The organism is Ruminococcus sp. OA3 (genome assembly GCF_022440845.1).
GTDB lineage: Bacteria > Bacillota > Clostridia > Lachnospirales > Lachnospiraceae > Ruminococcus_G.
Genome location: NZ_JAKNTO010000001.1, coordinates 412,767 through 433,382, shown reverse-complemented (window position 1 = coordinate 433,382; position 20,616 = coordinate 412,767). Strand labels below are relative to the sequence as shown.

General features: G+C 49.7%; 19 protein-coding genes. 16 read left to right on the top strand and 3 right to left on the bottom strand.

From position 1 onward, the window contains the following. The first annotated feature begins 58 nt into the window (after positions 1-58). Positions 59-1,351, top strand: coding sequence for a DUF4173 domain-containing protein (locus MCG98_RS02125; protein WP_240300222.1), 1,293 nt, complete (start codon positions 59-61; stop codon positions 1,349-1,351). A 104-nt stretch (positions 1,352-1,455) separates the two neighbouring features. Here MCG98_RS02125 and MCG98_RS02120 read toward each other — a convergent pair whose 3' ends face one another. Beyond that, a complete protein-coding gene (locus tag MCG98_RS02120) occupies positions 1,456-1,917 on the bottom strand; it encodes a helix-turn-helix transcriptional regulator (protein ID WP_240300221.1) in 462 nt (153 codons plus the stop codon). A gap of 111 nt (positions 1,918-2,028) precedes the next feature. Next, positions 2,029-3,591: an amidohydrolase family protein gene (locus MCG98_RS02115; RefSeq protein ID WP_240300220.1), complete on the bottom strand. Its 1,563-nt coding sequence runs from the start codon at positions 3,589-3,591 to the stop codon at positions 2,029-2,031. Between the two features lie 252 nt (positions 3,592-3,843). Here MCG98_RS02115 and MCG98_RS02110 point away from each other — a divergent pair, with 252 nt between their 5' ends. The 14 genes from MCG98_RS02110 to MCG98_RS02050 all read left to right on the top strand — a co-directional run bounded on the left by MCG98_RS02110 (position 3,844) and on the right by MCG98_RS02050 (position 18,441). Further along, positions 3,844-4,383: an NUDIX domain-containing protein gene (locus MCG98_RS02110; protein WP_240300219.1), complete on the top strand. Its 540-nt coding sequence runs from the start codon at positions 3,844-3,846 to the stop codon at positions 4,381-4,383. Positions 4,384-4,463: 80 nt separating this feature from the next. Continuing rightward, positions 4,464-5,240 (top strand): glucose-1-phosphate cytidylyltransferase, encoded by a 777-nt coding sequence (gene rfbF, locus MCG98_RS02105; protein WP_240300218.1) that lies wholly within the window; start codon positions 4,464-4,466, stop codon positions 5,238-5,240. Continuing rightward, positions 5,222-6,298, top strand: coding sequence for a CDP-glucose 4,6-dehydratase (gene rfbG, locus MCG98_RS02100; RefSeq protein WP_240300217.1), 1,077 nt, complete (start codon positions 5,222-5,224; stop codon positions 6,296-6,298). The genes rfbF and rfbG overlap by 19 nt, the downstream gene beginning before the upstream one ends. 5 nt (positions 6,299-6,303) lie before the next feature. Next, positions 6,304-7,635 carry a lipopolysaccharide biosynthesis protein RfbH gene (gene rfbH, locus MCG98_RS02095; protein ID WP_240300216.1) on the top strand — a complete coding sequence of 444 codons (1,332 nt, stop codon included), beginning with the start codon at positions 6,304-6,306 and terminating at the stop codon, positions 7,633-7,635. 16 nt (positions 7,636-7,651) lie between these two features. Continuing rightward, entirely contained in the window at positions 7,652-8,977 is a 1,326-nt protein-coding gene (locus MCG98_RS02090) for a phenylacetate--CoA ligase family protein (protein WP_240300215.1), read from the top strand. Positions 8,978-8,983: 6 nt separating this feature from the next. Next, positions 8,984-10,201 (top strand): hypothetical protein, encoded by a 1,218-nt coding sequence (locus MCG98_RS02085; protein ID WP_240300214.1) that lies wholly within the window; start codon positions 8,984-8,986, stop codon positions 10,199-10,201. A gap of 3 nt (positions 10,202-10,204) precedes the next feature. Further along, the gene (locus MCG98_RS02080; RefSeq protein ID WP_240300213.1) at positions 10,205-11,527 is read left to right on the top strand and encodes a phenylacetate--CoA ligase family protein; all 1,323 of its coding nucleotides are present in this window, start codon (positions 10,205-10,207) and stop codon (positions 11,525-11,527) included. A gap of 15 nt (positions 11,528-11,542) precedes the next feature. Beyond that, on the top strand, positions 11,543-13,390 hold the full coding sequence (locus MCG98_RS02075) for a thiamine pyrophosphate-binding protein (RefSeq protein ID WP_240300212.1): 1,848 nt from the start codon (positions 11,543-11,545) through the stop codon (positions 13,388-13,390). Further along, a complete protein-coding gene (locus tag MCG98_RS02070; RefSeq protein ID WP_240300211.1) occupies positions 13,387-14,328 on the top strand; it encodes an NAD(P)-dependent oxidoreductase in 942 nt (313 codons plus the stop codon). The genes MCG98_RS02075 and MCG98_RS02070 overlap by 4 nt, the downstream gene beginning before the upstream one ends. Continuing rightward, positions 14,307-15,278 (top strand): glycosyltransferase family 2 protein, encoded by a 972-nt coding sequence (locus MCG98_RS02065; protein WP_240300210.1) that lies wholly within the window; start codon positions 14,307-14,309, stop codon positions 15,276-15,278. The genes MCG98_RS02070 and MCG98_RS02065 overlap by 22 nt, the downstream gene beginning before the upstream one ends. Further along, entirely contained in the window at positions 15,262-17,097 is a 1,836-nt protein-coding gene (locus MCG98_RS02060; protein ID WP_240300209.1) for a hypothetical protein, read from the top strand. The genes MCG98_RS02065 and MCG98_RS02060 overlap by 17 nt, the downstream gene beginning before the upstream one ends. A gap of 47 nt (positions 17,098-17,144) precedes the next feature. Then, entirely contained in the window at positions 17,145-17,648 is a 504-nt protein-coding gene (locus tag MCG98_RS02055) for a flavin reductase (RefSeq protein ID WP_240300208.1), read from the top strand. Between the two features lie 50 nt (positions 17,649-17,698). Beyond that, positions 17,699-17,824, top strand: coding sequence for a hypothetical protein (locus MCG98_RS18800; protein ID WP_275891200.1), 126 nt, complete (start codon positions 17,699-17,701; stop codon positions 17,822-17,824). Between the two features lie 143 nt (positions 17,825-17,967). Next, positions 17,968-18,441 carry a hypothetical protein gene (locus MCG98_RS02050; protein ID WP_240300207.1) on the top strand — a complete coding sequence of 158 codons (474 nt, stop codon included), beginning with the start codon at positions 17,968-17,970 and terminating at the stop codon, positions 18,439-18,441. Between the two features lie 113 nt (positions 18,442-18,554). Here the strand turns inward: MCG98_RS02050 and MCG98_RS02045 are convergent, their stop codons facing one another. Continuing rightward, positions 18,555-19,412 carry a class I SAM-dependent methyltransferase gene (locus MCG98_RS02045; protein WP_240300206.1) on the bottom strand — a complete coding sequence of 286 codons (858 nt, stop codon included), beginning with the start codon at positions 19,410-19,412 and terminating at the stop codon, positions 18,555-18,557. A 235-nt stretch (positions 19,413-19,647) separates the two neighbouring features. On the opposite strand from MCG98_RS02045, the gene MCG98_RS02040 reads away from it, so the two are divergent. Next, on the top strand, positions 19,648-20,595 hold the full coding sequence (locus tag MCG98_RS02040) for a substrate-binding domain-containing protein (RefSeq protein ID WP_240300205.1): 948 nt from the start codon (positions 19,648-19,650) through the stop codon (positions 20,593-20,595). Positions 20,596-20,616: the final 21 nt, after the last annotated feature.

Here is a 20,616-nt window from a genome sequence, read left to right as displayed (position 1 = left end):
AGAAAACTTTCACCCATCCCTGATCAGAGCCGCAGCAAGTGCGGTATGGGAGGTAAATATGGTAAATCAAAATCTGGTGAGCAGCGAAAGCGGCTTGCCCTGTGAAAGTGCGCCTAAAAATTATTGGATATTCGTGTGGATGTATCTGCTGCTGGGCTATGGGATTGTCTGTGTGTTTACGGATTTCGGTTATGACAGTCGTTTCTGCCAAAATATTCCGCTGATTACCGCAGCATATGCGGCAGTAGTCATGTTCTGGCTGCGAAAGGAGAAGATACGGATGGGGGCGGAGAGCTGGTTCTGGCTGGCGGTGATGGGAGCGATCGCAATCCCGTATGCATTCTGGAGCATTATGCCTGTACTGCAGGTGTTTGTACTGCTGGTTACGGCTGCGTACTGGACGCTTTCGGCATCAGGGGCATTGATTGAGCAGCATGAGACATCGCAGTGGATTCTGGCTGATGTCTGGCATGCGGCGGCGGATGTCCCTTTCAGGCATATCTTCTGTTTCTGGAGGGAGCTGCGCGGAGGTATCCGAAGAACACGTTCCGGGAGGCGGATGGCGGGCATGCTCCTGGGACTTGGCATTGCAGTGCCGGTTCTTGCAGTGGCACTGCCTCTTCTGGGGAGAGCTGATGCTGGATTTGAGGTCCTGGTGAGACAGGGCATGGAGTATTTATGGAGCAACTGTCTGGGATATTTTCTTCGCTTCCTGCTGTCTGTGCCCGTGGCTGCGTATCTGTTCGGTCTGGCTTACGGAGGAATTGTCAGGAAGAGTACCAGTCATTTTCATAAGGACAGTGCCAGCGCCGTGGTTATGAAACTTCACGCGGTTCCGGATGTGGCAGTCAGCACTGCGGTTGTGGCGGTCTGTGCGGCTTATCTGGTGTTTATCGTACTGCAGAGTTCTTATCTGTTCTCGGCATTTGCGGGGCTCAGACCGGAAAATTTCACTTATGCGGAATATGCCAGGCAGGGATTTTTCGAGCTGTGCCAAATCTCATTGCTGAATATCGCGGTATTGCTGGGCGCCAATTCTTTTTCCAAAACGGTGCGCAGGGAAAATAAAGTACTCCGCTGGCTGAATGTACTGATGTCTGTGCTGACACTTCTGCTGATTCTCACTGCCGCCAGTAAGATGCTGCTGTATATTTCGGCATATGGGTTTACCGTAAAACGGATTTTGACCAGCGTGTTTATGCTGTGGATGGCAATCGTATTTGTACTCAATATTGTGCAGCAGCGCCGCCAGCTGCCGCTTGTACAATATGCGGTATTGTCCGGTGCGATACTTTTCTGTGCGCTCTGCGTGGTGCCTGTCGGACATCTGGTAAGTGCAGCCATGCCCTGACATCTGTTTGCACGGAAAATATTGTGGAGCGGGATATACGACATGCACCTGCGCAGCATGATGCCGGGCAGGTACATGAAATCATATATCCGTGACGGACTTCTTCAGTTTCCGGATGATCGCGCAATGATATAAACGCCGGTCAGTGATTCTGCAACAGACAGTCCCAGCAGAATACCTGAAATTAAATCACGGATGGTGGTCCCGCCAAACTGACGTGAAATCAAAAAAAATGTAATACCTGTGCAGATAAGCATAATCCCCAGTATGATACTCCTTTGCTGTTCCAGATTTTGTATCCGTTTTAGCATTTCCAGCATTTTTTGCTCTTCACCAATACGGATACGGTTTTTTTCATTCATTTCACCGTCCATCAATTCTGCAACGGTTATTTCCAGCTCTTCGCACAATGATTCTATAACTCCATAATCAGGCATACTCTTACCCGTTTCCCATTTTGAGATGGTTTTATTTGATAAGTTTAGTTTCCGGGCAAGCTGTTCCTGTGTCAGATTCCTTTCCCTGCGTTTTTTCATAATAAGTTGTCCTGTCATAATCTGGTTCATTTTATAGAGCCTCCGATCTGTTTGCTTTCTATAAGTTTAATGCCCGGATTTCTTTTTGTCTATCCACTGCAGAGAGAATACAGGGGGAATTCATAAAAACTTCTTACCTGACTAGCTGACATTGCGTGAAAAGATACCGGTTAACAAAGCGCCGGCGGCAGACCGGCTCTGCCTGCGATAAGGGGTGCCCTGAAGATACAGGCGTCTGACCTGAAGCTCCAGCAGACGCTCTCTGGGAACCTCATAGGGATTTGCGGAAAGCAGTACCATATCGGCCAGTTTGCCTGCTTCCAGGCTTCCGCGCAGTTTCTCATCGAAGGTGGCCCAGGCCCCATTATAAGTACACATGCGAAGCGCCTGATTTAGCGTAAGCGCCTGACTGGGATTGGAATGATTGCAGGCTTTATGAATCCAGGCGATCGGATTGGGGGCAGTGCAGGGAGCATCGGATCCCGCAGAGAGAATAAGACCCTTGTTCCACATCGTCTGCAGCGGATTCAGCGAGGAACTTCTGCTGCCGAGAATGCTTTCCAGATAAGAATCCGGCTCCTGTTTCCAGTCGATGAATGCCGTCTGTACGGGGAGCTGAATCTGGTATTCCCTGCAGATTTCCAGACCTTCATCTGTCGGCAGGCAGGCGTGGATGATTCCATGCCGATGATCCCTGCGGGGAAAATCATCCAGTGCAGCTTTTATCGACCGGGCAGCCTGGTCGAATGCAGCGTCACCGATCGCATGGAGTTCAATCTGCAGGCCGGCACGGTTAGCGGCCTTACAAAAATCAGCGACCTGAGCGTCACTGTAGTACAAAACACCGTTAGAACTACTGCCCTCATAAGGTTTTAGCAATGCCGCATCCCGGGAACCAAAGCAGCCGTCCAGGGCATTGGAAAAACATCCGCCGATCCGGGGCAGCTTTCGGCGCAGAGCCGTACGAACGTCCATGGACTGTGGAAAAATGCGCAGCTGGAAGCCGCTTAGTGCGCTGGCAGCCATCCATTTTTCGAGTGAAATATCAAGATTTAACGGAAAACCAACGCCACTGACAGAATGTACCATGCCTATTCCGACAGATGCCATATAGTCCATTGCACGCTGCATATTTTTCACGAGCTCCACAATGGAAAGAGAGCTCGTGATGTAGTTGGAGACGGTAAAAAAAGCCTCCTGGTTCATCTCGCCAGTATCAGGATGATAACCGCGCAGCCCTGCAAGTTTCTTCTGAAGCTTTTTCAACAGCAGGGAATTGATGATGCAGGCATGTCCGTCATATTTCACTACCATAATCGGTTGGTCGGGACAGACTTCATCCAGTTCAGCCCTGCTGATAAGGCGTCCCTCCCGGACAGAACAGGGGGATGCACCGAATGCAATCAGCGTCTTATTCTTACAGACTTTTGAAAAAGAGGCAATCATGGCCGCGATTTCCTGATTAGACTCGGCGTCCATGACATTAAGTCCTGCATGGAAGGTGGCGAAACTGGCAAAATGCTGATGGGTATCCACGAATGCGGGCAAAAGTGCCTGGTCTCCAAGCGGGATGCGCCTGCAGGCCTGATACTGTGCCGGAAGGGTGTCACCTACATACAATATTTTTCCGCCATCCTCCACCAGATAGCCGGCTATGGTATTATGTTCATTACAGGTTATGATCGTACCCTCATAACAGATCATGGTATGCCCTCACTTTCATAAAACGTTTATCTGCAACTGCCCGGGACTGCTTCTCTTCCTGCATGATCACAGGTCATACAGGAAGTATCGGAGGTTCCTCCGATGGGAATACAGATATTATACTTTATAAGTTGTGGTGGTACAAGAAGTTGTTATTATCCCCGCATATAAAAGTTGGTTATATACAGTTGTCCTTTACGCCTTTTGATGATAGGATGAAAAAAACGACTGTGCAGGAGGAGTTAAAAGAAGATGGAATATCTGGATATAGTGACGGAGGATGGCATTCCTACAGGTGTTACAAAAGAACGAAATTCCGTTCACAGGGACGGAGATCTGCACCGTACATCACATGTGTGGATTGCAAGAGAGGATCAGGAGCACGGAATGGAAATACTGCTTCAGAAGCGGAGTATGAATAAAGATTCACATCCGGGCTGCTACGATATCTCATCAGCAGGTCATATCCCTGCTGGTATGGGATACCTGGAATCTGCGCTTCGCGAGCTTATGGAGGAACTGGGAGTTCATGCCGAACCCGAAGAGCTTATCGATAAAGGCCTTCGACGTGTGCGGTGGCAGGAAACCTTTCACGGGCGTATATTCCGCGACAATCAGGTCAGCAGAGTCTATCTGCTGTGGAAGGATGTTGATATCAGTAAGTTGTGCCTTCAGACAGAAGAGGTGGAGTCTGTGTGCTGGATGGAATATGCGAAATGTTTCCGGGAGGTACAGGAGAACTCCATGCCAAACTGTATTGCACTGGAGGAACTGAGGATGCTGAAACAATAGCAGAAAATCATTTTCTTGACGCTTATTTTGTAGTATAGTAGGGGTATGAATAATCTTACAAAAGTTGGGATGGAGAACGAATGAAAGTTGTAATTCTGGCAGGTGGATTCGGCACGAGAATCAGCGAAGAAAGCCATCTGAAGCCAAAACCGATGATAGAGATCGGTGAAAAGCCGATTTTATGGCATATTATGAAGCTGTATTCTTATTATGGCTACAATGAATTTATTATCTGCTGCGGGTATAAGCAGCATGTGATCAAAGAGTGGTTTGCGGATTATTATCTGCACAACAGTGATATCACGTTTGACTTTACAAAAGAAAATAAGATGATTGTACATAATAATATATCAGAACCGTGGAAGGTAACACTGATTGATACGGGGCTTATGACAATGACGGGGGGCCGTATCAGGAGAATCCGTGAATATCTGGAAGAAGATACCTTTCTCCTCACCTATGGTGACGGTGTCTCGGATGTCAATATCGCAGAACTGGTAAAATTTCATCATACACACGGAAAAATGGCGACGATCACGTCGGCGCAGCCGGACGGTCGTTTTGGCGTGCTGGATATCCTGGAAGACGGGACGATCACAAATTTCAAGGAGAAGAAAAAAGAGGACGGCGGCTGGATTAATGCAGGCTTCATGGTGCTGGAACCGGAGATCATAGACCTGATCGAGGGTGATGAGACGGTGTTTGAGCGATATCCGCTGGAGGAGGCCGCACGCCGCGGGCAGTTAAACGCATACCGGCACAGCGGTTTCTGGCAGTGCATGGATACGATGCGTGAGAAAGAAAAACTTGAGGAAATGTGGCTGTCCGGGAGGGCGCCATGGAAAGTGTGGCAGTGATGGTGAATTTGGATTTTTACAGAGGGAAAAATGTATTGGTTACGGGGCATACCGGTTTTAAAGGCAGCTGGCTGTGCCGCATGCTGATCGGTGCAGGGGCCCGGGTGACGGGATATTCCCTGGAGCCGCCGACACAGCCGAATCTTTTTTCTGTGTGCGGGATAGAGCAGCAGATGCAATCGGTGACCGGAGACATCCGGGACTTTAAGCATCTGTCAGAGGTGATGAATACGGTGCGGCCAGAGCTTGTGTTTCATCTGGCAGCACAGCCGATCGTGCGGGATTCCTATATGAATCCCGTCTACACGTATGAGACAAATGTTATGGGGACGGTCAATATTCTGGAATGTGTGCGGCAGTGTGGCAGTGTGCGTTCCTTTTTGAATGTTACTACAGATAAAGTATATCAAAATCATGAGTGGGAATGGGGATACCGGGAGACCGATGCACTGGATGGTTTTGACCCTTATTCCAACAGCAAGTCCTGTTCGGAGCTGGTCACGCACAGTTACAGGAATTCATTCTTCGCAGATGGGAAGACTGCTGTTTCCACCGCACGTGCCGGAAATGTCATCGGAGGCGGAGACTTCGCAAACGACCGCATTATTCCGGACTGTATCCGGGCTGCAGCGATGAAAGAACCGATCAGGGTCCGCAATCCGCACTCTACGAGACCATTCCAGCATGTGCTGGAGCCCCTGACGGCATATTTATTGATCGCACAGAGACAGTATGAGGACAATCAGTTTGCGGGATCTTATAATGTGGGACCGGATGATGAGGACTGTGTGACCACCGGACAGCTGGTGGATATGTTCTGTGAAGCGTGGGGAGAAGGACAGACCTGGATCAGCCAGTCGGAGGATGGGCCGCATGAGGCTAATTTCCTGAAGCTGGACTGCTCAAGGATGAAGCAGGTCTTTGGATGGAAACCGCGCTGGCACGTGAGGGAAGCTATTGAACATACAGTAGAATGGTCCAGGGCCTATCTGGAAGGTAAAGATGTCTGTACCTGTATGGAAGATCAGATCAGAAAGTTTGAAGAAACAGGAGAATGAAAAAGATGTTTGAACAAATGACAGAGCAGGAAGCGAAAGAGCAGATTCTGCAGATGGTGGGCGCTTACTGTGATAAATATCATAATAAGATGAAATGTTTTGAGGAGGGAGACCGTATTCCTTATGCCTCCCGTGTTTATGACCGCACAGAGATGACGAACCTGGTGGACAGTGCACTGGAGTTCTGGCTGACATCCGGGCGGTATACGAATGCGTTTGAAGAGAATTTTGCCAGATATCTGGGGATAAGGTTCTGTTCCCTGGTGAACTCGGGTTCTTCCGCCAATCTGCTGGCATTTATGGCGCTGACTTCACCGCTTCTCGGTGATCGTCAGGTAAAACCGGGAGATGAGATCATCACGGTTGCGGCAGGATTCCCGACGACGGTGGCTCCGGTGATTCAGTACGGTGCGGTGCCGGTATTCGTGGATGTGACGATTCCGCAGTACAATATCGATGTGACAAAGCTTGAAGGGGCTGTCTCTGATAAGAGTAAGGCGGTGATGATCGCTCACACGTTGGGTAATCCGTTTGACTTGAAAGCGGTGAGATCTTTCTGTGATACGCATGGACTCTGGCTGATTGAAGATAACTGTGACGCGCTCGGCAGCACTTATACGATCGATGGCGAGACAAAGCTTACCGGGACGATCGGTGATATCGGAACGTCCAGCTTCTATCCGCCGCATCATATGACGATGGGTGAGGGCGGCGCGGTGTACACAGATAATCCGCTGCTGCACAAGATTGTTCGTTCTTTCCGGGACTGGGGACGCGACTGTGTCTGTCCGTCGGGCTGTGATAACCTCTGCGGACACCGGTTTGACAGGCAGTACGGGGAACTGCCCCTGGGATATGACCACAAATATGTGTACTCACATTTTGGATATAATATGAAGGCGACCGACATGCAGGCGGCTGTGGGCTGTGCTCAGCTGGAAAAATTCCCATCCTTTGTGGCGCGCAGAAAGGAAAATTTTGCACGCCTGAGGGCGGGGCTTGCCGATGCGCAGGAGAAGTTCATCCTTCCGGAGGCGTGTGAGAATTCCGACCCGAGCTGGTTTGGCTTTCTGATCACCTGCAGGGAAGGTGTGGACCGCAATGCAGTCGTACAGTATGCGGAAAAGAAAGGCGTTCAGACGAGAATGTTGTTTTCCGGCAATCTGATCAGGCATCCGTGCTTTGATCAGATGCGTGCCGAGGGCCGCGGCTACCGGGTGCCGGGAGAACTGACCGTGACGGACCGCATTATGACGGATACATTCTGGATCGGTGTCTATCCGGGGATGACGGATGAGATGATTGATTATATGATAAAAGTGTTGAAAGAAGCATGATTTGGGAGGATGACGAATGTCATTTGATGAAAAATTAAGATGGTTTGGATTCTGGACGCTTGATAAGCTTCGTGGTGCGCCTGTGCGCAGATACTATGACCAGATACGCAGCGGTTTTTATGGAGGGACATCTCTGGCAGAGACGGAAGAGAAGATTCGTAAACTGATCAGGCACGCCGTGCAGACGACGGAATTCTATAAGGACTATGATCCGGAGGGCGGGCTTTCCGAACTGCCGGTGGTAAATAAAGATACCTTCCGTGATCAGTACGATGCGTTTCTATCTTCGGTACATAAAGGTGCGCCGGACAACCGTATCATGTGCACCAGCGGTTCCACCGGGACCCCTCTGTCCATGGTTCAGAATAGAGATAAGATCTGCCACAACACGGCAGGCGGCATCTTTCTGGGTGCGGTGGGCGGATATTATATCGGCATGAAGGAAGCGTTTATCCGCGTGTGGGTCAACAATGTTAAGAAAAGCCGGCTGTCGCTTCTGATGGAAAATATGATTATGATGGACAGCTCCAACATGGATGACGAGGGGCTGGCGAGGATGCTTAATACCATTCGCGGGAAGCGTGTGAAATGTCTGGTGGGCTATTCCTCGGCGCTTCAGGAGATCAGCCGTTACATTTCTGATCATCAGGTGGACACTTCGAAATTCAGAGTGAAATCCATCATCCCGATCTCGGAGGCCATGGCGCCTGATTTCCGAAAAAAGCTGCAGAAGCAGTTCGGCTGTCCGGTGAGGGCCTGGTACTCCAATGAAGAAAACGGTATTATGGGTATTCAGAACAAAGAAGATGAGGGGTATCAGATCGATACAGAGAGCTACTACTATGAGATTTTGAAGATGGACAGTGATGAGCCTGCGGCACCCGGCGAGCTTGGGCGTATCGTGATCACGGATCTGTACAATTACGCGTTCCCGATCCTGCGGTATGATAACGGGGATACTGCGGTGGCGTCCAGGAAAGTAAAAAATGGAAAGTATAAGCTCTATCTGACGGAGCTTTACGGCAGGCGAAGCGATCTGATTTATGACTGCGACGGTAAGGCACTGACTCCGTATATTATCACGAACAACATGTGGGATGTGCGCGGGGTGAAGCAGTTCCGTTTTATCCAGGAGGATTTGATGAAATATACACTGTGGCTGAACGGCGACAGAGAGCAGATGAATTTAGAAGACATCACACAGCGGATTTCGCCGTATCTGGGCGAGCGGGCAGAGCTTTCGATTGAATTTGTGGATGAGATTCCGGTGCTGCAGTCCGGAAAGAGAAAATATATTGAAAACCGGTGCGAAGAATATCAGGACCGGAAGGGAAGCAGGTAACAGGGCGTGGGAGAGACGCAGAAGAAACAGATTTTGGGAAATACGGTATATACGATGGGCGGCATGCTGCTGATGAACGGCGTGCTGCAGCTGCTGATCTATCCGCTGCTGAACCGCCATATGGGGGCGGATCAGATGGGCGGCCTTTTGTATATCATGGGGCTTGTCAGCATACTCTGCCCGTCGATCGGGCAGTCACTCAACACGAGCCGGCTCGTGGTCCGCAGGACGTTTGCGGTGACGAACGGGGATTATGACCGCTCACTGCTGCTGTTCGGATGTATCGGCAGTGTGATTGCGGTTCTCGCCTCCATCCGTTTTATGACCGGTGGCGGAACAATTATACTGACGCTGCTCTTGCTGATGCTGACGACTTTCCGGTATTATGGTGATGTGGAATACCGTCTGAATTTGAATTATCGCAGATTCTTTGTCTATTACCTGGTGATGAGCATTGGGTATATCGCCGGATTCGGTCTGTACTGGCTGACGGATGTCTGGTTCTTGATTTTCCTGACGGGTGAGGCGGCCAGTCTGATCTACGTATCGGTTACCGGCTCGGTGTTCCGGCAGTTTTTTGTGAAGAGTGATTCCTTTAAAGTGGCATGTTCGCGCGGATTTTTCCTGATGCTGTCCTATCTGATCACAAATGTGACACTGAATATGGACCGCGTGGCGCTGAAATATATGATCGGAAATGTCGCGGTCACTCAGTATTATGTCGTATCCCTGATCGGAAAGACGATGGTGCTGCTGATCGCGCCTGTCAACACGATTGTGATCTCGTATCTGACCAGGAGGGAGCACACGCTGTGCAGAAAGGAATTTGCCAGGGCAGTGCTGGCTGGCTGCAGTGTCAGTCTCGTGTTCTTTTTCTTCTGCCAGATCGCAACGCCAGTATTTGTAAAACTGCTGTATCCGGATCTGTATGAGGCAATACAGGGACTGGTGACGGTCGTAAACCTGACGCAGGTGCTGGGAATGTTCTCGGCATTCCTGTTCATTCTTGTACTGACATTTACCGATGAGAAATGGCAGCTGATCCTTCAGGCAGGGCATCTGATCCTGATGACGGTGCTGGTACTCTGGCTGACAGCACAGTATGGAATAATGGGATTTTCCTGTGCAGTGCTGGCGGCAAATGTTGTGCGGGTGCTTGCCGTGACAGCTTTGGGACTTGCAAAATTGAGGAAACGACAAACGAAAAAGATAGAAGAGGTGTAGGGAATGCAGGCTGGTGAACGATTGCGGAGGACCGCATTCAATCTGCTCGACGCCGTAAAGGGCAGAAAGCTTGAGAAACTGAAAACAGTCAATAAACGGGAGATCGTGGATGGCATCACAGAGGAGTATGAGAAAAGACGGCTGCATACGCTGCTCGAATACGCGAAAGACAGCTCGGCGTATTACCGGGCACACTGTGCGGATGCCAAAAACCTCAGTGAATTTCCGGTGATGAATAAAGCGGATTACAACGCGCATTTTTCTGAGATTCTCTGTGATTCCTATCAGGGGGAGGAGAAGAAGACATATCGCCTGTCCACGAGCGGATCGACCGGAGCGCCGTTTACGGTGCTCTGCGACGGGGACAAGATGAACCGCATCAACATGAATTTTATTTCCTGCATGGAGCTGAACGGGTTCCGGATGGGGATGAAACGCGGGGAGTTCCGTGTGTGGATTGAGGGAAAGAACACCATCAGCAAATGGAAATCTTTCAAAAATAACCTGATTATGATCGACATATCCAACATGGGGGATGACGCGCTTGCAGATATCTGCGGGACCATCAGAAAACAGAGGATTCAGGTGCTGGTCAGCTATTCCAGTGCACTGACTGCGCTCGCCGCTTATATCAGACGGAAACATATCGATGTATCGAAGTGGGATGTGGAAATGGTATTCTCAATGGGCGAGGCGCTGCCGGATGCAACTTTTGACGATCTGACCGATATCTTTGGTTTCCGTCCCGTGCGTTCCTATGGAAATAATGAAAACGGATTTATCGCGATCGCACTTCCGGGACGGAATGATTACACCATAGACCTCTACAATTTCTATATTGAGATCCTGAAGCTCGACAGTGATAAGCCGGCAGCGCCCGGGGAGCCGGGGAGGATCGTGGTGACGGACTATTATAACCGGGCGTTTCCGATGATCCGTTATGATACAGGCGATACCGGGATCATGGAGGTAAGTGTTGATGAAGAGGGAAGAAAACATGGGATTTTCAAAGAAATCTACGGACGCCGGGGGTCCCTGATGTACAATTGTAAGGGAGAACCGCTGTCGATTCACGTATTTATGAATGTGCTGATCAATCTGGAAGGGATTGTCCACCAGGCAAAATGTATTCAGTGGGAGAAAAAGCGGTATGAGCTGCTCTTAAATGCCGACCGGGATAAGATTGATGAAAATGCCGTGGTAGATTCTTACCGCCGCTATCTGGGCGAGGAAGCGGTCATCGACGTGACGTATGTGGATGAGATTCCGGTACAGGCCTCCGGCAAGCGGATGGTCTGTGAGAACAGGTGTCCGGATTATCAGTAGAGGGATGGGAATATTATGAAAAAGAAAGTTTCTGATTATATAGCGGATACGATCGCTGACAGCGGAGTTTGTGATGTATTTACGGTGACGGGCGGAGGTGCGATGCATCTGAACGATTCGTTTGGACATCATGGCAGGCTTCGCTGCACGTATCATCACCATGAGCAGGCTTCGGCGATGGCGGCGGAGGCGTACGCCCGGGTCGATAACCGTATGGCAGCTGTGTGTGTGACTTCCGGACCGGGGGCCACCAACGCTATCACCGGGGTGCTGTGTGCCTGGACAGATTCAATACCGATGCTGGTATTTTCGGGTCAGGTGCGGTATGCGACTACGGTGAGAAGCACAGGGCTTGCGCTGCGCACCATGGGCGTGCAGGAGTATGACATTGTGCAGTCGGTTGCTCCCATGACGAAGTATGCGGTGATGGTCACAGATGCAAAGGATATCCGGTATCACCTGGAACGGGCAATGTACCTGGCAGTAAGCGGGCGGCCCGGTCCGGTATGGCTTGACCTGCCGCTGGATGTGCAGGGCGCCGTGGTGCAGACAGACGAGCTGCGGGGATACGATCCTTCCGAGGATGCCGGGCAGCAGTGCGGGAAAGTGAGCCGCCGGACGGCCAAAAAGATTCTGGATAAAATCAGGCAGTCATCCCGTCCGGTGCTGTTCGTCGGAAATGGCGTCCGTCTGGCGGGCGCCATGGATAGTTTTCATGAACTGGCAGGGCGGCTGGGCGTGCCGGTGGTGACCGGAATGAGCAGTGTGGATGCGATGGAGACTGCTGATCCGCTGTATGTCGGAAGAAACGGCGGAACAGGTGACCGCGCAGGCAATTTTGCAGTACAGAACAGTGACCTGCTGCTGTCCATCGGCAGCAGGCAGAGCCTTCTGCAGACCGGTTTCCAGTACCAGAGCTGGGCTCGGGAAGCGTATACGATCTTAAACGATATCGACGGGGAGGAGCTGAAGAAACCGAACCTCCATGTGAATCTTCCTGTCGTGGCTGATGCGGCTGATCTGATTCAGATGCTCCTTCAATGTCTGCGAGAAGCAAAATGTACGCCGGAGGTACCACTGTTTCAGGGTACGGACTGGAAGGCGCAGTGCCGCAGGTGGAAGGAGCGCTATCCGGTTGTGACGGAAGAACACTACCGGAAACTGGAGGATGGGCGCACCAATATCTACGCATTCTGCCATGAGATGACGAGTCTTTTGAAAGAAGGGGCCAATCTGGTGGTCAGTGTCGGGACTGCACGGGTTGCCGCAAGTCAGAGTGCGGTGATCAAAAAGGGACAGCGATTTATCACAAATCCCAATACGGCGTCTATGGGCTACTGTCTGCCCGCCGCAATCGGCGTGGCACGGGCATCCGGCGGCGAGGTGGTCTGTGTGACCGGCGAGGGAAGCCTGCAGATGAATCTGCAGGAACTGCAGACAATCCGGCATAACAGATTTCCAGTGAAATTGTTTGTAATCAACAATGAGGGCTATCATTCGATTCGCCAGACACAGATGAGTTTCTTCGGTGAACCGCTGGTCGGAGTGGGTGAGGAGAGCGGTGACCTGAGCTTTCCCAGACTGGAGAAGCTTGCTGCGGCATATGGATTTCCCTACAGAAGTCTGAAGAGCAGTGAGAGCCTGAAACAGGATCTCACAGAAGTTCTCGGTCAGGAAGGTGCTGTTATCTGCGAGGTATTTGTCACGAAGAAGCAGTATACACAGCCGAAGACGGCATCCAGGCGGCTTCCAGGCGGCAGTATGTTCTCTGCCCCTCTTGAAGATATGTACCCTTTTCTGGAACGGGAAGAGCTGAGGGAAAATATGTGGATTCCGCTTGTGGATGAAGGAGTACAGCTATGAAACGAATTGTAGTGACGGGAGCGACCAGTATGATCGGCGCTGCGCTGATTGAAGTGTGTCTGGCACATGGAATCGAAGTCTATGCGGTTGTGCGGGTGGGAAGCGGGAAGCTCTGGCGCCTGCCATGTCATGAAAAGCTGCATGTTGTGCCGTGTGAACTTGCAGATATGGAATGTCTGCCGGGATTGATCGGGCAGGAGTGCGATACTTTTTATCACATCGCATGGGGACATACCGGTGCGGCGAGAAATCAAAGTGTCCGGCTGCAGAGTGACAACATCGGGTATACGCTTGATGCAGCAGAAGCTGCAAAAGAGCTGGGATGCCGCCGTTTTATCGGCGCCGGTTCTCAGGCGGAGTATGGAGTGCTTGATCTTACGGCGATCGGACCGGACGCGCCGGAGAACCCCCGGACACCATACGGAATCAGCAAACTGGCTGCCGGGAAACTTGCGTTTGCCTGTGCGAAAGAGCTGGGGCTTGAGTGCATTTGGCCCAGGATTTTCAGCGTTTACGGCATCTATGACAAGGAGTCGTCGATGATCTCAGAGGGTCTCCGCAAAATGCTGAACGGGGAAGCGACAGAATTTACGAAGGCAGAACAGCGCTGGGATTATCTGTACAGCAGGGACGCCGGAAATGCGTTTTATTTAATAGGGGAGAAGGGCAGAGATCAGGCTGTCTACTGTGTCGGAAGCGGAAGGGCAAGACGGCTTTCTGAATATATCTATGCTATGCGGGATGCCGTGGATCCGGGAATCATACCGGGGATCGGCAGACGCAAATACCCGGAGGGCGCGGTCATGAACCTGTGTGCGGATATCCGCACGCTGACCGAAGATACCGGATTCATGCCGGAATATTCCTTTGAGAAGGGGATCAGGGAGACGGCAGAGTGGTTAAGGAGAATATCATCATGCAAAAGAAAATATCAGTAGTAATTCCCACGTATAATGAAGAGGAGAATGTCGCGCCGCTTACAAAGGCGATCACGGATATTCTGGAACAGCAGCTTTCCGAATATGACTACGAAATTATTTTTATCGATAATCATTCCAAAGACACGACGCGGATAAAACTCAGGAAGATCTGTGAGGAACATAAAAAGGTCAAGGCGATCTTTAACGCCCGCAATTTCGGGCAGATGCGTTCGCCGGTGCACGGGCTGAAGCAGGCCACAGGAGACTGTGTGATCCGTATGTGTGCGGATTTTCAGGATCCGGTGAGTATGATCGTGGATTTCGTGCGTGCCTGGGAAAAAGGACACAGGATCGTGATCGGGGTTAAGAAGTCGAGTAAGGAGAAGAAGCTGATGTACTGGATACGGTCCTGCTACTATAAGCTGATCCGGAAGATTACGGATATTGATCATATCGAGCACTTTACCGGATTTGGGCTGTATGACAAGGCATTTGTGGATGTGGTACGGGATCTGCATGACCCGATGCCTTACCTTCGCGGCATCATTGCAGAGCTTGGCTTTGACTACGAAGCGTTACCCTATACACAGCAGAAGCGGAGAGCCGGGAAAAGTAAGAATAACTTTTACAGCCTGTATGATTATGCGATGGTTGGTATTACCTCTTACTCCAAGGTTGTGATGCGGCTGGCTACCTTCCTGGGATTCTTTGTATCCGGAATCAGCTTTCTTGCGGGGATTTTTTATCTGGTCCTGAAGATCATGTACTGGGACCGTTTTTCCGCGGGGGTTGCGCCGATGCTGATCGGTATCTTTTTTCTGGGAGCACTGCAGCTGTTTTTTATCGGTTTTCTGGGAGAATATGTGCTGAGCATCAATACACGGGTATTGGATCGTCCGCTCGTGGTAGAGGAAGAGCGGTTGAATTTTGATGATGAGTGTGGGGATGGAAATGAAAGAGAAGATTAAGAAGATCAATTGGATGAGAGACCTGCCGGTGGTCAGTATGCAGAAGCTTAGCAGGCTGGACTGGATCATTTCACTGTTGATTCTGGCGTTTTTGTTTGTCACCTTTTTTGAAGGCGATATTATCGTGACGGGGAATCGTTCCTTTTTGTATTACAGGGGATTCTTCCAGGATTTTTATAAGGCGAGTTATGAGCAGTCACAGGGATTCTACGCCAATTACCTGCCCAGCACGTTCCTGGCATTCGCCATCTGGAATCTCCCGCTGTATCTGCTGGGGCGCGTGCCCGGATTCATCCTCCAGGATGCGCTGCTGAACCTGATGTGGTATAAGCTGCTGCCGGTTATTTTATACTTTGTGACGGCACATCTGATCTATAAGATCGGAATGCTGATCGGTTTTGGCGAGGAAAAGTCTAAAATATGTAAGTTTGCGTTTCTGATCTGTCCGATCGCGGTGTACAGTCAGTTTATTTTCAGCCAGTATGATATTTTTATGGTATTTTTTATGGTGCTCGGGCTGTATTATTATGTTAAGGGCGGTCTTTTCAGGTTTGCGTTGTTCCTGGGAATCGCGGCAACCTTTAAATACCAGGCACTGGCATATTTCGCTGTACTGCTGGTGCTGAAGGAAAAGAAATTCCGGAAACTGGCCCTGTATGCCCTGGTCGGCATAGCCCCCGTGCTGCTCGAGATCATACCTAATATGGGTTCGCCGTATTTCTATCGGTGTGTGCTTGGCTTTCACGCGCTCAGCTTCGTGGATAACGGCTTTGAGTTCGGTTATATTTCCGGAATCAGCCTGATACTGGGAATGGGAGCATTTTTGATGGTGTGGGCATATATTAAAAAGCCCGTGCTTCTCGATGAGTTGGTCGCCTGGGCACTGTATTTTGCGACGGGGGTCAGCTTTACGATCTTTGCATTTTCCAGATGGAATCCGCAGTGGTTTCTGGTCATGATTCCGTTCCTGGTACTCAGCATCTTCCGAAACAGAAACGGCAAGATGTTTGTGCTGGTCACAAATATATTTGTCGTTGCACTCTATATATTCAGCGTGAATCAGTGGAGCGGCATCGCAGACCAGACGATGATGAAAAGCGGGATTTTCAAATTCCTGATCGGAGAGCGGTCATTTGCCACATCCATGGCAGACGTGTATGGCTACAGCAATCTGGTAAATCTGGGAACCTGTATTTTTGTGATACTGCTGGTGTTTTTTGTGTTTAACCATCCGAAATATCAGACCGTGCGAAAGACGGAGGTCCCGGATCATATGATGAATTATCTCAGGGTCACGTTTCTGGCAGGAGCCGCCGCTTTCCTGATCCCGGCGGGAATCTGTCTGGCATCTGCCGTAAAAGGAGAGGTGATCTTTGCAGACAATACACAGGTGGAAGCGGCTGAGTGCGAGACCGTCAATATCACGGATACCGCAAGTGTCCGGCAGGTGTTCACCGCGGACGGCGATGCCATAGAGAGCATAAAGGTGCGGTTCGGCATGCACAACCGGATCAATGATGCGACGATGAGTATCCGGATTCTGGATCATGAGACACAGGAGGTGGTCTATGAGAGAGAGATGCCGACACGCGGACTCGTGAAGGAAGAGAGTATGTACCGGGTGATTGATGAAGACATCCCGGTGACAAAAGAAAGAGAGTATGTGCTGGAACTTCAGGGTTCAGACGGCGCGGACAACTGTGTGGCAACGTATTATTTTGAAACGGAAGATGAGACGGTGGAGCTTGCGCAGATTGACGGGGTGAAAAAACCGGTGCAGATTGTGATGGAAATCCGGGGTGTTGATTCGCAGGGGTAAAGCAGGAAGAACTAATGAAACATTATCATAAGAAAGGTGGAGTTATTATGGCATTTCAGAAAACAGATGTAAAAGATATCGCAAAAAATCCATTTCAGATGATCGGGGACGAGTGGATGCTCGTGACTGCCGGGAAAGACGGGGTGGTCAACACCATGACAGCATCCTGGGGCGGAGTCGGCGTGCTCTGGGGCAAAAATGTTGCGACAATCTATATTCGTCCGCAGCGGTACACGAAGGAATTCATTGATGCCGGGGAGATGTTTACACTGTCATTCTTTGGAGGCGGGTATAAAAAAGAAATGGGTCATATCGGCAGCGTGTCCGGACGGGATGAGGATAAGATAAAGGCGGTCGGTTTCCATGTGCAGACGGTGGAGGGGCAGCCCACGTTTGAGGAGAGCAGTCTGGTGTTCGTGTGCAAAAAGCTGTATGAAGACAACATCAGGCCGGAGCTTTTCAGGGAAGCATGGATCGATGAGAAGTGGTATCCGGATAAGGATTATCATGTGATGTATATTGCGGAGATCGTGGCGGCTTATAAAAAGTAGTTGAGCTGTAATTTTACTGTCTTATTTGGATGATTGGGGGGGAATTACGTATGAAGAGAAGAAATCTATGGAAACGATGGCTGGCCGGGATGTTAAGCGGAATAATGGTGCTGGGAAGCACCGGAAGTGTTTTTGCTGCGGAAGATAGGATATTGACGGAAAGGCAAGAAGTATAGGAAGGGGAAAAGCCGGAGCCGGAGATACCGGAAGTGCCGGAGGAGAATCAGGAGACGGAACCGGAAGAGAATGCAGAAGAAGAGTAAATTCCGGAAGAAGGCCAGCCCGAACCGGAGGAACAGCCGATGGAGTATACGGCCGTATGCTGACGGGCTGGCAGGAGGTTAGCGGGCAAACCTATTATTTCGGACAAGATGGAAAAAAGAAAAAAACGATAGAATTGAAGGGATATCTTTTTCAGCATCCGGATAAGCTTGCAAATGCATTGGGGAATATAGAAAAGAATTCGAACTCAATGGGAGGATATTATTATGGTCCCGATTATTATGGAATCGATGATGGGTATATATTTTTTTCTGTAAACAAAGGGTATAATTGCATTAATACTTTGTCGAATCAAGGAAGGATTAATGTTACACTTTACGGCGTATATCTGGGTGAAAGCTATAATCAGGCGAACGCAAAACTCACAAATGACGGATGGAAACTAAATTATATATTCGATCTGAACGCAAGATTAAAGAGTGTTAATTATGAGAAGGAATATGGAAGCATTAGTCTTGCTGTAACGAAGTCCGGAAACAAAATAGATGAGTTTATCTATTATTACAATTAGATAGAGTGTGTAAATAAGAAATGATAAAACCGCTGTAAAACAGTCAGAATATATTGCTGTTTCGCAGCGGTTTTTAAAATGTTTGTTTCCTGTGATAAATATAACTGGCCTATCTACCGTTCCCACCGTCCGGACGCCCCGCACGGCAGCACCAGTCCGCTGTCAGTTACCGGCAGTCCCACTTCCTGTGAGTCAACAGTGCCGCCGAATCGTTTTAATTCCGTAGCGATCATATAAGTCAGCACGGCGGGCGCCAGTCCCGTGGTATAAGAATTCACCAGGAAAAACAGCGGTTTATCGCTCAAAAGGCGTGCGCACAGCTTGATCAGCGGGTGAATTGCCTCCTCGATCTTCCAGATCTCGCCCTTTGGACCGCGTCCGTAGGAGGGGGGGTCCATGATGATGGCATCATAGTGATTTCCGCGCCGGATTTCACGTTCTACAAATTTGACACAGTCATCGACGATCCAGCGGATCGGGGCTTCTGCAAGACCTGATGAGACGGCATTTTCCTTCGCCCAACTGACCATCCCCTTGGAGGCATCGACGTGTGTGACACTTGCCCCTGCTGCTGCTGCGGCCAGCGTTGCACCTCCGGTATAGGCGAACAGGTTCAGAACCTTGACCGGACGTCCTGATTTTTTGATTTTATCACCGAACCAGTCCCAGTTGGCGGCCTGCTCAGGAAAAAGACCGGTATGTTTAAAGCTGAACGGCTTCAGATTAAAAGTAAGATCTTTGTACTGAATGGTCCACTGTTTCGGCAGATGAAAAAATTCCCATTCACCGCCGCCCTTCTTACTGCGATGATAGTGGCCGTTCTTTTTTTTCCATCCAGGATTGTTCTGCGGTGTATCCCAGATAACCTGTGGATCCGGCCGCACAAGGATATACTTTCCCCAGCGCTCCAGTTTCTCTCCTTTTGAGGTGTCAAGCACCTCATAGTCTTTCCAGCCATCCGCAATCCACATAGTCTCGTTCCCTCCGTGTGACATCTATCATCCTTTAATTTCTTATTACTTGTTTGACTAGGTTTGATTATAGCAGAAGATGGAAAAATTGTCATCAGGTAAAGGCATTCCGTACAAAATGCTTAAAAAAGCAGTTGAGGAGTGTGAAAAACAGTAGAATATTTACAAAAAGTATGAAATAATATATGCAGAAATAAATCTATAAATGGATAAAATGCGAATTTAGAGGATACCTATGAGAAAGCGTCTTGTTTTATTTATTATGATAGCGGTATTGCTGGCAATCACGATCACAGAATATTTCATATGTTTTAAGCCAGGTGCTGCTGATGCAGATAAGAAGGCGGCATTTATTGTCGGCCTCGTGTCAACCACGACAGATGATGACTGGGGAGATCAGCTTCAATATGTGATAAGGGATTCCATCGTTAAGGTGGGAGGTGAGATCATTTCAATCCCCACCCTGAGGACACAGGAGGCACAGGTAACATCACTGCGCTCACTGATCGTATACCAGGTGGATGTCATTATATTTTCGCCGATCATAGAGACAGGATGGGATTCTGTGTATGCGGAGGCGGATACTGCAGGGATACCTGTCATTTCGCTCGAAAAGTCAGTCAAACTGTCTTCGAGAGACCTGAATGTTAATTACATAGGTTATGATTATTATCAGGCAGCCGTAGAGATGACCCGGCAGATGTTCGAACAATGTGGGAAAAAGCCTGTGATCATGGAGTTATTCGGTACACTGCAGGCGGATTCCTCAAAACGTATTTCCCGTGGATTCAGGGATACACTGAACGATATGGAATATTTTGAAAGTCCCTACACGGTGTGCTGTGATTTTATGCGATCCAGGGCGTTTCAGGCTGTGGACGCCTTTTTCAGTGCTCAGAGAAGCATGGATGTGATCGTTTCTCAGGGGGATGCTATGACCCTGGGAGCAATCGCAGCGCTGGAGGAGCAGGGAGTCCGGCCTGGAAAGGATGTCCGAATATTTGCTGTCGGCGGTTCGCAGGAGAGCGTCCGGCTGGTCGAGGAAGGCAAAATTAATTGTCTGATGCTGTGCGACCTGGAAAAAATAGGGGATCTTACGGTGCAGGCGATACAACTGTTGCTGGATGATGATCAACATGAACCAGTCACTTTTTTGGCGAATACGGTTCTGATCAGGAGATGAGTAAAAAAGGAATGAGACCAT

Excerpts from the sequence above, each read along its gene's own strand:
- MCG98_RS02110 (WP_240300219.1), top strand. The coding sequence starts at position 3,844 with ATGGAATATCTGGATATAGTGACGGAGGATGGCATTCCTACAGGTGTT.
- MCG98_RS02050 (WP_240300207.1), top strand. The coding sequence starts at position 17,968 with ATGCTGACGGGCTGGCAGGAGGTTAGCGGGCAAACCTATTATTTCGGA.
- MCG98_RS02090 (WP_240300215.1), top strand. The coding sequence starts at position 7,652 with ATGTCATTTGATGAAAAATTAAGATGGTTTGGATTCTGGACGCTTGAT.
- MCG98_RS18800 (WP_275891200.1), top strand. The coding sequence starts at position 17,699 with ATGAAGAGAAGAAATCTATGGAAACGATGGCTGGCCGGGATGTTAAGC.
- MCG98_RS02045 (WP_240300206.1), bottom strand. The coding sequence starts at position 19,412 with ATGTGGATTGCGGATGGCTGGAAAGACTATGAGGTGCTTGACACCTCA.
- MCG98_RS02075 (WP_240300212.1), top strand. The coding sequence starts at position 11,543 with ATGAAAAAGAAAGTTTCTGATTATATAGCGGATACGATCGCTGACAGC.
- MCG98_RS02040 (WP_240300205.1), top strand. The coding sequence starts at position 19,648 with ATGAGAAAGCGTCTTGTTTTATTTATTATGATAGCGGTATTGCTGGCA.
- MCG98_RS02065 (WP_240300210.1), top strand. The coding sequence starts at position 14,307 with ATGCAAAAGAAAATATCAGTAGTAATTCCCACGTATAATGAAGAGGAG.
- MCG98_RS02060 (WP_240300209.1), top strand. The coding sequence starts at position 15,262 with ATGAAAGAGAAGATTAAGAAGATCAATTGGATGAGAGACCTGCCGGTG.
- MCG98_RS02120 (WP_240300221.1), bottom strand. The coding sequence starts at position 1,917 with ATGAACCAGATTATGACAGGACAACTTATTATGAAAAAACGCAGGGAA.
- rfbH (WP_240300216.1), top strand. The coding sequence starts at position 6,304 with ATGTTTGAACAAATGACAGAGCAGGAAGCGAAAGAGCAGATTCTGCAG.
- MCG98_RS02115 (WP_240300220.1), bottom strand. The coding sequence starts at position 3,591 with ATGATCTGTTATGAGGGTACGATCATAACCTGTAATGAACATAATACC.
- MCG98_RS02080 (WP_240300213.1), top strand. The coding sequence starts at position 10,205 with ATGCAGGCTGGTGAACGATTGCGGAGGACCGCATTCAATCTGCTCGAC.
- MCG98_RS02055 (WP_240300208.1), top strand. The coding sequence starts at position 17,145 with ATGGCATTTCAGAAAACAGATGTAAAAGATATCGCAAAAAATCCATTT.
- rfbG (WP_240300217.1), top strand. The coding sequence starts at position 5,222 with ATGGAAAGTGTGGCAGTGATGGTGAATTTGGATTTTTACAGAGGGAAA.
- MCG98_RS02125 (WP_240300222.1), top strand. The coding sequence starts at position 59 with ATGGTAAATCAAAATCTGGTGAGCAGCGAAAGCGGCTTGCCCTGTGAA.
- rfbF (WP_240300218.1), top strand. The coding sequence starts at position 4,464 with ATGAAAGTTGTAATTCTGGCAGGTGGATTCGGCACGAGAATCAGCGAA.
- MCG98_RS02070 (WP_240300211.1), top strand. The coding sequence starts at position 13,387 with ATGAAACGAATTGTAGTGACGGGAGCGACCAGTATGATCGGCGCTGCG.